The sequence below is a fragment of the Actinoplanes sp. NPDC051411 genome, from assembly GCF_040682075.1.
GTDB lineage: Bacteria > Actinomycetota > Actinomycetes > Mycobacteriales > Micromonosporaceae > Actinoplanes.
Map to the genome: position 1 here is coordinate 1 of NZ_JBFBAD010000220.1, position 11,170 is coordinate 11,170.

At 70.9% G+C, this 11,170-nt stretch carries 11 protein-coding genes; 8 read left to right on the top strand and 3 right to left on the bottom strand.

Annotation, left to right across the window (positions count from 1 at the left end; all coding sequences use genetic code 11):
- Positions 1-1,239 (top strand): GGDEF domain-containing protein (locus AB0M88_RS51345; RefSeq protein WP_364115330.1); only part of this gene is annotated, 1,239 nt, incomplete at its 5' end.
- Here the strand turns inward: AB0M88_RS51345 and AB0M88_RS51350 are convergent.
- Positions 1,212-1,832: a TetR/AcrR family transcriptional regulator gene (locus tag AB0M88_RS51350; RefSeq protein ID WP_364115332.1), complete on the bottom strand. Its 621-nt coding sequence runs from the start codon at positions 1,830-1,832 to the stop codon at positions 1,212-1,214. The genes AB0M88_RS51345 and AB0M88_RS51350 overlap by 28 nt on opposite strands.
- Before the next feature lie 88 nt (positions 1,833-1,920).
- On the opposite strand from AB0M88_RS51350, the gene AB0M88_RS51355 reads away from it, so the two are divergent.
- Positions 1,921-3,378, top strand: coding sequence for an MFS transporter (locus AB0M88_RS51355; protein WP_364115334.1), 1,458 nt, complete (start codon positions 1,921-1,923; stop codon positions 3,376-3,378).
- Here the strand turns inward: AB0M88_RS51355 and AB0M88_RS51360 are convergent.
- The gene (locus AB0M88_RS51360; protein WP_364115336.1) at positions 3,368-4,363 is read right to left on the bottom strand and encodes a LacI family DNA-binding transcriptional regulator; all 996 of its coding nucleotides are present in this window, start codon (positions 4,361-4,363) and stop codon (positions 3,368-3,370) included. The two genes, AB0M88_RS51355 and AB0M88_RS51360, sit on opposite strands and share 11 nt — an antisense overlap.
- A 122-nt stretch (positions 4,364-4,485) precedes the next feature.
- Here AB0M88_RS51360 and AB0M88_RS51365 point away from each other — a divergent pair, with 122 nt between their 5' ends.
- The 4 genes from AB0M88_RS51365 to AB0M88_RS51380 all read left to right on the top strand — a co-directional run bounded on the left by AB0M88_RS51365 (position 4,486) and on the right by AB0M88_RS51380 (position 8,511).
- The gene (locus AB0M88_RS51365) at positions 4,486-5,844 is read left to right on the top strand and encodes an extracellular solute-binding protein (protein ID WP_364115338.1); all 1,359 of its coding nucleotides are present in this window, start codon (positions 4,486-4,488) and stop codon (positions 5,842-5,844) included.
- Complete coding sequence (locus tag AB0M88_RS51370) at positions 5,841-6,710, top strand: sugar ABC transporter permease (RefSeq protein WP_364115340.1); 870 nt, start codon at positions 5,841-5,843, stop codon at positions 6,708-6,710. The genes AB0M88_RS51365 and AB0M88_RS51370 overlap by 4 nt, the downstream gene beginning before the upstream one ends.
- Positions 6,707-7,591 carry a carbohydrate ABC transporter permease gene (locus tag AB0M88_RS51375; protein WP_364115342.1) on the top strand — a complete coding sequence of 295 codons (885 nt, stop codon included), beginning with the start codon at positions 6,707-6,709 and terminating at the stop codon, positions 7,589-7,591. The genes AB0M88_RS51370 and AB0M88_RS51375 overlap by 4 nt, the downstream gene beginning before the upstream one ends.
- A 122-nt stretch (positions 7,592-7,713) precedes the next feature.
- Positions 7,714-8,511: a hypothetical protein gene (locus AB0M88_RS51380; RefSeq protein ID WP_364115344.1), complete on the top strand. Its 798-nt coding sequence runs from the start codon at positions 7,714-7,716 to the stop codon at positions 8,509-8,511.
- A gap of 34 nt (positions 8,512-8,545) precedes the next feature.
- Here AB0M88_RS51380 and AB0M88_RS51385 read toward each other — a convergent pair whose 3' ends face one another.
- Complete coding sequence (locus tag AB0M88_RS51385; protein WP_364115350.1) at positions 8,546-10,174, bottom strand: aminotransferase class V-fold PLP-dependent enzyme; 1,629 nt, start codon at positions 10,172-10,174, stop codon at positions 8,546-8,548.
- 161 nt (positions 10,175-10,335) lie between these two features.
- Between AB0M88_RS51385 and AB0M88_RS51390 the strand changes: the two genes are divergently transcribed.
- Entirely contained in the window at positions 10,336-10,539 is a 204-nt protein-coding gene (locus tag AB0M88_RS51390; RefSeq protein ID WP_364115346.1) for a hypothetical protein, read from the top strand.
- On the top strand, positions 10,506-11,170 hold a 665-nt coding region (locus AB0M88_RS51395; RefSeq protein ID WP_364115348.1), incomplete at its 3' end, for an AAA family ATPase. The genes AB0M88_RS51390 and AB0M88_RS51395, both read left to right, overlap by 34 nt.

The following is an 11,170-nucleotide window of genomic DNA, read 5'->3' on the forward strand; positions in this document are numbered from 1 at the left end:
CCCGCCGCGCTGGCCTCGGCCGGTGAGAAGTTCGGCGTCCGCAAGCTGGAGACCGACTACCGCGCCCTCTTGAATGACCCGTCCATCGACGTGATACCCCGCTGGGTCCGGACCGCCCACCGGCAGCGCCGGGTGCTCGCGTTCAACCGGATCGAGATGGCGCTCGACTGGGCCAGCGCGCACGTCCAGATCAACGACTGGGCCGCGGCCGGGGACCGGGCGGCGGCGGCCCTGCGGGACTACCGCGACGAGGTCGACGCGGACTGGCCGGCCCCCTGGGTGGCCGAGCACCGGGCCCACCTCCGCCTGCTCGCCGCGATCGCCGGCGCACGCCCGACCGCGCCGGCCTCGACCTCCACGATCGCCGGCGCACACCCGACCGCGCCGGCCTCGACCGCCGCGGTCGCCGATGCCGGCCCCGGCCCGTCGGCCTCGACCTCCGCGATCGACCTCCTGGAGCGGGCGATCCGCGCCGCCCGCGCCGCCGACGACGCGCTGGCCGCCCGCCTCGCGGCGACCGTCGTCGACCGGCTCGGCGCGGGCGTGCCCGGCAACACCCACCTGCTCACGCTGCACCTCGCGGCCCGGCGCCCGGGCACCCCGGCCCTCGCGATCCGCTACGCCGAGGAGCTCGCCGCGCTGCGCTGGAACAACCGCATCGACCGCCTGGCCGGCATCCGCGCCGCGATCGCGGTCGAGCACGCGCGCCGCGAGCACGAGCAGACCCGCCGGCAACTGCTGCTCGACGAGCTGACCGGGCTGGCGAACCGCCGCGGCTGCCACACCTATCTCGACAGCGCGCCGGAAGCCGGGGCCGAGAGCGGTTTCGCCGTGATGATGATCGACGTCGACCACTTCAAGAAGGTCAACGACACCTTCGGTCACGACATCGGCGATGCCGTGCTGGTCCGGCTCGGAGAGATCCTCGCGGCCCACGTACGCCCGTGCGACCTCGCCGCCCGCCTCGGCGGTGACGAGTTCCTCGTGATCGTCGCCGACGTGCCGGCCGAGGTGACCGGGCAGCGGGCCCAGGCGCTGGTCGACGCCGTACGCGAGGAGCCCTGGGGCCGCCTGGCGGCCGGCCTGTCGGTCTCGGTCAGCGTCGGCGCGCACCACGGCGGGCACCAGGAGCTGCCCGCGCTGCTCGCCGGGGCCGACCGGCACCTCTATCGGGCGAAGGCCGAGGGCCGCGGCCGCCTCGCGGTCTCCTTTCAGGAGCTCACGGGGCTCGCTCCGTAGACGAGCCGGAGGATCGCGTCGGTCAGCGTGTCGAGCAACTCGTCGTCGTCGTAGGCGCCGGGGTTGGCGTAGACGTCGGCGAACGTGATGGTGCGCAGGTGCACGGCCATCTTGGCGAGCAGGCCGGGGGGCCCGCCGACGGTCAGCCCGGCCCGCGTGTCGCGCTCGATGCGCTCCGAGAAGAGGCTGCAGCCGTGGTCGACCAGGCGGTCGCGGACGTGGGTCACGTCGGGGCCCGGGTCGGGGGTGATGAAGGCCTCGCGCAGCCAGCGGCCGTCGGTCTTCCAGCGGGCCAGCCCGGCCGCCAGCCCGCGGCGCAGCGCGCCCCGGTCGAGCCCGTCCGAGGCGAGCCACTCGGCCAGCTCGAGGTCGGCCTCGGCGAGCCGCTGGTCGACCAGGGCGGCGAGCAGCGCCTGCTTGGACTCGAAGTAGAAGTAGAAGCCGGAACGGGCGATGCCGGCCGCGCCGGCCAACTCGTCGATGGTGACCTGGCTGATCGACTTGTCGCGGAAGACCGACCGCGCGGCCTCGATCAGCGCCTGTTCCCGCTGATCACCTTTGGTGGGGGCGCGGCGACTTCTGATGGCTGGCACGCCGCCGACTCTACAACGCGTCGGAGGAAGTCGACGTCACATCTTTTATTCTCGACACGGTGTTGAGAATAGGTCTAGCTTCGGACGGGTGACCACGAAATCGCGCCTCGCGCTGCCCGTCACCTGCTACGTGGTGCTGCTCGTCTCGGCGCTGCAGACCCTGGTCGTCCCGGTCGTCGCCGACATCCAGTCCGCCCTGCACGTCTCCACCAGCTCGGCGAGCTGGGTGGTGACCGCCAACCTGCTCGCCGCCGCGGTGTTCACGCCGATGCTCGGCCGGCTCGGCGACCTGCACGGCCGCCGTCCGGTGATGCTCGGCGTGCTGGCCGTGGTGCTGCTCGGCTCGGTGCTCGCCGCCGCCACGTCGAGCCTCCCCCTGCTGATCGTCGGCCGGGTCGCCCAGGCGGCCAGCTTCGGGCTCTTCCCGCTGTCCATCGGCGTACTCCGGGAAGAGCTGCCGCCGCGGCGGCTGACCGGCGCGATGGCCCTGGTCAGCGGCATGCTCTCGGTCGGCGCCGGCTTCGGGCTGGTGGTCACCGGGCTGCTGATGCGGCACGGCGGCGACTACCACCAGCTGTTCTGGCTGGCCACCGCGCTGACCGCGATCGGCCTGGCCGGGGTGTGGCTGCTGCCGCGCCGGGCGGGCGCGGCCACCGGAAGTCTCGACTGGGCCGGCGCCGCCCTGCTCGGCCTCGGCCTGGTGCTGCTGATCCTGCCGCTCGAGGAGGGCAACGGGTGGGGCTGGGGCTCGGCCCGGGTGCTCGGCTCGCTGGCCGGGGCGGTCGTGGTGCTCGTCGCGTTCGTCCTGCTCGAACGGCGGGTCACGCACCCGCTGGTGAGCCCCCGCATGCTCAGCCACCGCCCGATCGTGGTCGCCAACGCGGCCGGCCTCTTCCTCGGCTTCTCGATGTTCGCCGTCTTCCTGGCCGTCTCCGCCCTGGTGCAGACGCCGCGGGCGGTCGCCGGCTACGGCTTCGGCGCGTCCGTCCTCGCCGCCAGCCTGGTCTACCTGCTGCCCGGCACGGCCGGCGGCGTGCTCACCGCACCGCTCGGCGGCCGGCTGGTCGCCCGGTTCGGCGCCAAGGCGACGCTGGTCATCGCGGCGGTGCTGGCCTGTGCCGGCTTCGCGATGCTCGCCGTGCTGCACTCGGCGACCTGGGAGGTCATCATCGGGGCCCTGGTGGTGAACACCGCGGTCACCTTCGGGTACGCCGCGCTCCCCGCACTGCTCATCGCCCACGTCACGCCGGCCGAGACCGGCATCGCCAACAGCGTGAACTCGATCTCCCGCTCGGTCGGCATGTCGCTCGGCACCGCGTTCGTGGTCACGATGATGACCCGCAACCCGATCGCGGGCCCGGTGCCGCTGCCGCGCGAGACGCAGTTCGTGACCGTCTTCGTGGTCGGCGCGGCCCTGGCCGCGCTCGCCGCCGCGGTGGTCGCCGGGGCGCTCCCTCGGGCACGCCGGACCCCGATCACGGTCGCCGAGGCCGAGGCCGACGAGGTGCTCGGCGCCGCCGGGCTGGATGTGCCGGTCAGCCGCTGAGCGCGCCGCCGCGGGTGACCAATGTGGTGCGGTGGACCGAGCGCTTCGGCGGTCCCGCGGCGCCGTTGATGCGGGCGAAGAGGAGCTCGGCCGCCTGCGCGCCCAGCCTGGTCGCGTCGTAGGTGACGAGCGCGACCGGCCGGGACAGCAGCGCGGCCAGCTCCACGTCGTCGAAGGCGGCCAGGCCGACCGGGCTGCCGTGCTCGTGCAGGGCCTGCAGGACGCCGACCGCCATCCGGTTGTTGTCGGCGAAGATCGCGTCGACGCTGCCGAGCAGGATCGCCGCCGCCGCGCGCGCGTCGTCGACGGTGTGCAGGCCGAGCCGGATCAGGGCCGGGTCGGCCGGCAGGCCGGCCTGTTTGAGGGCCTGCTTATAGCCGGCCAGCCGCCGGGCGCCGGTGGTCACGGCCGGGTCGCCTCCGACGTACGCGATGCGCCGGTTTCCCTGTCCGATCAGGTGTTCGACCGCGCCGCGGGCCCCGCCCCGGTTGTCGAGCAGCACGGCGTCGGCGGCCACCCCGACCGGCTTGCGGTCGATGAACACGATCGGCGCCCACCGGCTCAGCTCGGCGTGCAGGTCGTGTTGCGGCTGCGCGGTCGGCACCACGAGCACGCCGTCGACCCGGCGGCGCAGCACCAGGTCGCGCAGCAGTTCGCGTTCGCGGTCGTAGCTGTGCCGGGTGCTGCCCACCACCAGCATGTGCTGGTGCCGCCGGGCCACCTGCTCGGCGCCGTCGGTGATGGCCGACCAGAACGGGTTGGCGACGTCCTCGATGATCAGGGCGATCGTGTCGGTGGTCTGCCCGGGGCGCAGCGCGCGGGCCGCCTCGTTGCGCTGGAAGCCGAGTTCCGCGATGGCGCGCTCGACCGCGGCCCGGGTCTCCTCCCGGATGTAGCGCTCGTTGTTGACCACACGCGACACCGTCGCCGGGCTGACCCCGGCCGCCCTCGCGACGTCATGCATCGTCGGGCGACGTTGCGACATGCCAACTCCGTTCCATTGATCTTTGTCGCTCTTGACCATGCAGTGACGATCTGATTACGTTCTCAGAGAACGTTAGCAGAGAAGACCGTCGATGGATCCCGACTCCCCCACTAGGAGTTCACATGCGGTCCCGGATCATCATCGCTGCCCTGTCCGCCCTGGTCGTGACCGCCGCGACCGCCGGTTGCGGGTCGTCGGGCGACGACGCCAAGAGCAAGACGATCACCATCGCCTACCAGAAGTTCGGCGCCTTCATCCAGCTCGACCAGCAGCTGAAGGACGTCAAGAAGCAGTACGAGGCGGCCCACCCCGGCTACACGGTCAACCTCCAGCCGATCGAGGCGTCGGAGAACGACTACTACACCAAGCTGTCGTTGATGAACCGCTCCCCCAAGAGCGCGCCCGACGTCATGTACGAGGACACCTTCCTCGTCAACACCGACATCCAGGCCGGTTTCCTGGCGCCGATCGACGACTACCTCAAGGACTGGCCGGACTGGTCCCAGTTCACCGACGCGGCCAAGAGCGCGGCCAAGGCGCAGGACGGCAAGACGTACGGCGTCCCGATGGGCACCGACACGCGCGCTCTCTGGTACAACCCGTCCCTGTTCAAGAAGGCCGGCATCCCGACGCCGTGGCAGCCGACCAGCTGGAACGACATCCTGACCGCGGCCCGGACGATCAAGGCCAAGCTGCCCGGCGTCACCCCGTTCAACATCTACTCGGGTAAGGGCGTCGGCGAGGCCGCCACCATGCAGGGCTTCGAGATGCTGCTGTACGGCACCAAGAACACCCTGTACGACGACGCGTCCAAGAAGTGGGTCGTCGGCAGCCCCGGCTTCAACGACTCGCTCAACTTCGTCAAGACGGTCTTCGACGAGAAGCTCGCACCGACCCCGCAGAACGCACTCGACCCGAACTGGGCCACCCGCGTCACCACCGAACTGCTGCCGCAGAACAAGCTGGCCATCGACCTCGACGGCTCGTGGATCAACCAGACCTGGGTCCCGACGGGCCAGAAGCCGTGGCCGGAGTGGAGCAAGGTGCTGGCCACCGCCGCCATGCCGACGCAGAACGGTGAGGCCCCCGGCAAGATCAGCATGTCCGGCGGCTGGGTGCTCTCGGTCGGCTCGCACGCCAAGGACAAGAAGGCGGCGTTCGACCTGGTCACGACCATGCTCAACCGGGAGAACACCCTCAAGTACGACATCGGCGCCAGCCAGATCGCGGAACGCAACGACGTGGCGAACGACCCGGCGTACCTGAACTCCAACCCGACGCTGAAGTTCTTCACCGATCTGGTGCAGATCACCAAGTTCCGGCCCGCCTACCCGGTCTACCCGCAGATCTCGGACGCGGTGCAGGTGGCGATGGAGTCGGTGATGACCGGTCAGGCCCAGCCGGACGCGGCCGCGAAGACCTTCGCCGATCAGGCCAGGACGGCGGCCGGCGGCGACGACAAAGTGATGACCGCGCAATGACGACCGCCACCTCCTCCCGGGCGGCACGGTTCGGGGCGTATGCTCCCGCGCTGCTGCTGCTCGGGGTGTTCTTCGCCGGCCCGCTGCTGTGGAGCGTCTACAGCGCCTTCACCAACGTCGCGCTGACCGGCTCCTCGACGATCGACTTCATCGGCCTGGCCAACTTCCGGACGATGCTCCACGACAGCCAGTTCTGGAACTCGCTCTGGCTCACCCTGGTGTTCGTGGTCGGGTCGGCGGTGATCGGCCAGAACACGCTCGGGCTGCTGATCGCCCTGCTGCTGCGCGGCCGGGGCAAGGTGGCCCGGGCGGTCGTCAGCAGCCTGGTGGTCGCCGCGTGGACGGTGCCCGAGACGGTGGCCGGCTTCTGCTGGTATTCGTTCCTGCATCAGGAGGGCACGCTGAACGCGATCCTGCACCGGGTCGGGTTCAGCCAGAACTGGCTCTACACGACGCCGATGCTCGCGGTCATCCTGGCCAATGTGTGGCGGGGCACCGCGTTCTCGATGCTGGTCTATCAGGCCGCGCTCAACGACGTGCCACCCGAGCTGCACGAGGCGGCCGCGGTCGACGGCGCGACCGGGTGGCAACGGCTGCGGCGCGTGACCCTGCCGCTGATCCGCCGCTCGATCGTCACCAACCTCATGCTGATCACGCTGCAGACCCTCGCCGCGTTCGGCCTGATCTATGTGATGACCAAGGGCGGCCCGGGGTCGAAGAGCTCGACGACGCCGATCTACATGTATCAGGAGTCGTTCCAGTTCTACAAACTCGGCTACGGCACCGCGATGGCGTTGGTATTGCTGGTGATCGGCGCGATCTTCTCGCTGATCTACGTACGCCTCATCAAGGTGGACGACCTGTGAGCGCCCCCGTCGTGGCAGTGGAGGCCGCGCCCCGCCACACCACCGCCGATCTCACCGCACCCGGCCGTGGCCCGTCCCGCATCGCCGTCTGGATCGCGTTGCTGATCATCGCGATCGCGTTCTTCCTGCCGTTCCTGTGGCTCATCATCGCCTCGATCCAGCCCGGCGCGGCGCTGTCCGCCCACATCGACTGGCGGTTCTCGACCCGCAACTTCGCCGACGTGCTGAACGCCGACACCGTCTACCGCCCGATGCTCAACTCGTTCATCATCTCGGCCGGCACCGCGCTCATCACCGTGGCCGCGGCGGTGCTCGCGGCGTACCCGTTGTCGCGCTACCGCAGCCGGTTCGGCCGGATCTTCATGTACACCATCCTGTTCTCCACCGGGCTGCCGATCACCGCGGTGATGGTGCCGGTCTACACGATGTACAGCCAGTTCGAGCTGACCGACTCGGTGCCCGCGCTGATCCTGTTCATGGCCGCGTCGTCGCTGCCGTTCGCGATCTGGATGATGAAGAACTTCATGGACGGCGTGCCGCTGAGCCTGGAGGAGGCGGCCTGGACCGACGGCGCCGGCTGGCTGCAGTCGCTGACCCGGATCGTCCTGCCGCTGATGGTGCCCGGCCTGACCGTGGTGTTCGTGTTCACGTTCGTGCTGCAGTGGGGCAACTTCTTCGTACCGTTCATCCTGCTGCAGGCCCCCGAGAGCCAGCCGGCCTCGGTCACCATCTACACGTTCTTCTCGAGCTACGGCCAGGTCGCGTACGGCCAGCTGGCCGCGTTCGCGATCCTCTACACGGCCCCGGTGGTGCTGCTGTATTCGGCGATGTCCCGCGTGTTCGGCGGCGCCTTCAGCCTCACCGGAGCCGTCAAGGGCTGACCCGGGCTCGACGTGCGGTAAACGTCACCGGAGCGCGGTGCACAACGGCGAAAGCGGAGCCGTCTTAGGTACGCGGCCCTCGAAACGGTTCCAGGGCGCCGATTGCGTGCCTAGGAGCGTTCGTGAGCCAGTACGAGGACATGTTCCGTGAGACCTTCGAGTCTCACGAATACCTCGCTCCGAACATGGGCACGGTGTACCTCGGCTCGCGGGAGCTGTACCGCCGGTACATGCGGCGCCGCCGCAGCGCCCAGGTCGTCGGCGGGGCGGTGCTCGGCGCGGGCCTGCTCGCGGCGGGCACCAACCTGCCGGCCGGCCTCCTGCCCGGCGCCACCCTCCCGGTCCCGCCGGCCCGGGTCGGTGCCACCACCTCCCCGGCGGCGGTGCCGACGGTGCCGACGTCGCTCGGCGAGGCCGAATTCGAGCAGGATCTGGATGCCTTCGACCGCGCCGGGTACGGCTACGACGACGCGGTCCGGCTGGCCGCGCTCTGGCATACCGAAGCCGGCCTCGCCTACGTGAAGGCGGAGGCGGGCAGTCTGCTGCTCGCCGGGCGGACCCTCCCGATCCCGCCGCATCCGATCCAGGCCGACGCGGCCACGCCGAATCCGGACACCCGGGCGGCGCTCTCGGCGTTCTTCGGCGCCGGTTACGCGTACGACGACGCCGTCCGGCTGGCGAAGCTGTGGAAGCTGGCCGACCCGGCCGACGCCAAGGTCAAGGGTGGCGCGAAGCTCGACGCGGGCCAGCCGTTGCCGTTCCCGCCGGCCCAGAGCGCGCAGCGCGCGTTCTGGGACGCGGGCTTCGACGTCACGGACGCCGAGAGGCTGGCCAGGCTCTGGCACGTGTCCGTCGACGAGGCGAAGATCGAGGCGGGACAGAAGCTGCTGGCCGGGCAGCGGCTCCCCATCGAGCCCTGAAGGCCGCCGACGGGCTCCAGGGCCGGTGCTCAGGTCAGCTCAGGCAGATCTCGGGGAGCAGGAACCAGCGTAGCTTCTCGAACGCCGGCGGCAGGTCGAGGCGCAGGCCGTCCGACGGCTCGGGGCGGCTGCTCAGGATGTCGCGCGCCTGTTCGAGATAGCCGGCCAGCGCCTCCTCGCCGACCGAGCTCACCGGGCCGGCCGGCTCGGCCGCCGCGGCCAGGAAGTCGGCCAGGCGGACTGGCGGCGGCGCATGCCGTACGTGCGTCCAGAGCGCGGTCCGCGGGTCGAAGCGGTATTCCGGCAGCAGCCGGGCCCCGTACCGCGCCACCAGCCCGACCGCCTCGATCAGGTAGTCGGCGACGGTGTCCGAGATGAAGTAGTTGAGGTTGAGCCGGATCCAGCCCGGTTTGATGCCCTCCCAGCCGTTCAGGATCTCGACCTGGAACTCGTGCGAATGCGCGTCGTCGATGCCGAGCAGGCGATGACCGTACGGCCCGGCGCAGGAGCATCCGCTCCGGGCCTGGATGCCGAAAAGGTCGTTGAGCAGCGCCGACACGAAGTTGTGGTGCAGGTGGCGCTCCCCTGCTTTGACCTGGAACGAGACGATCGACAGGCGTTCCGCGTCGAGGTCGCCGAGGATCTCGATGCGCTCCTCGGCCGTCCAGCTCGCGCGGGCCCGGTGCCACAGTTCGCGCTCGCGCTCCTCGATGAGCTCGGTGCCGACCGCGTCCTTGACCGCGAAGACCAGGCCGGCCCGGATCGACTCGACGATCGCCGGGGTGCCGCCCTCCTCGCGGGCCACCGGATCGGTGATGTAGCGGTGGCCGGTCGGGTCGACGAACGCGACCGTGCCGCCGCCTGGGACCACCGGCACCCGGTTGGTCAGCAACCTGCGGTCGACGACCAGGACGCCCGGGGTCTGCGGGCCGCCGGCGAACTTGTGCGGGGACAGGAACACGGCGTCCTTGTCGGCCATCGAGATCGGCGCGTACGGCCCGGCCGCCGCGTAGTCCCACACCGACAGGGCGCCGTGCTCGCGCAGCACCCGCGACACCGCCGCCGTGTCGGTGCGGATTCCGGTCACGTTCGACGCGGCCGAGAAGCTGCCGATGCGCAACGGCCGGTCGGCGTACGCCAGAAGCGCGCGCCGCAGCGCGCCGAGGTCGACGTGCCCGGTTTTATCGGAGTCGATTTCGACGACGTCGGCGATCGACTCGCGCCAGGGCAGCTCGTTGGAGTGGTGCTCGTAGGGGCCGACGAAGATGACCGGACGGTCAGCGGCCGGGATGTGGCCGCTCAGGGCGTATTTCTCGTCGAGGGCCTCCGGGATGCGGAGGCCGAGGACGCCGGTGAGCTTGTTGACCGCGGCCGTCGCCCCCGAACCGCAGAAGATCACCACGTGGTCCGGGCCCGCGCCGACGCTGCGGCGGATGATCTCCCGGGCCTCCTCGCGCAGGGCGCCCGTCTGCGCGCCGGTCGCCGAGGCCTCGGTGTGGGTGTTGGCGTAGCGGGTCAGCACCTGGTCGCGGATGAAGTCCTCGACGAAGTCGAGCGCCTGCCCGGAGGCGGTGTAATCGGCGTACGTGATCCTCCTCGGCCCGAAGGGGCCGTCCACCACCTGGCCGTCACCGACCAGCCCGTTCCGGATCCGTTCCAGCATGCTCACGTCTCGTCCTCCCCATTGAGTGACGTCACACCGCCTAAGTATGCCTAGGCCCGCTCAGGCATCGGCCGCCCGCAGAGATAGGTAAGGGCTTCCGATGTGACAGCTCCCGGTGCGGCCGAGGATCGGTATATCGAACGGCGACAAGGAGAAAAGTCATGAACATGCATCCGGTCATGCTGATGATGCTGGCCAACCAGCGGCAGCGCGAACTGATCGCCGAGGCCGACCGGCACCGCCTGCTGAGCAGTGCCCGCGAGGCCCGCCGCGCCCGGAAGGGCCGAAAAGCACGTGCGGTGCGGGGGCAGCCCACCGGTAACCTGGCGTCGTGCGACCCCTCCGCGGCGGTGCCGGCCCGGTGATGATCGGCCGGGAGAGCGAGCTGCGCCAACTGGCGCGGCTCGCTTCGTCGCATGAGCCGGCGGTCGCGCTCATCGCGGGCGAGCCCGGCATCGGCAAGACCCGGCTGGTCCACGAGCTGCTGTCCCGCGTTTCGCCGGAGACGGTGATATTGGTCGGGCAGGCCGAGCCGGGCTCGCTCTCCCGGCCGTACGAGGTGCTGCTCGACGCCATCGACGGCCGTCCCGAGGTCGGCGAGGAACAGCTGGCCGCCCTGGCCGATCCGCGGCGCAGCCCGGTCGAGCGGCTGCACACCGGGCTGGCGATCGTGTCCGGCCTGATCGGCGACGCCCCGGCGGTCATCGTCTTCGAGGATCTGCACTGGGCCGACTCGGAGAGCGCGGCGCTGTTCGAGCGGATCGCCGACCAGCGCGGCCCGCGGCTGCTCATCGGCACGTACCGGCCGGACGAGGTGACCCGCCGGCAGCCGATGGCCGGCCTGCTGGCGCGGATGGAACGCCGGCACGCGGTCACCCACGTACTCCTGGACCGGCTGACCCCCGGGCAGACGGCGGCCTTGCTGGCCGCGCGCACCGGCGCTCCGGCGCCGGTGCGCGCCGCGACGGCGCTGCATCACCGTACCGGCGGAAATCC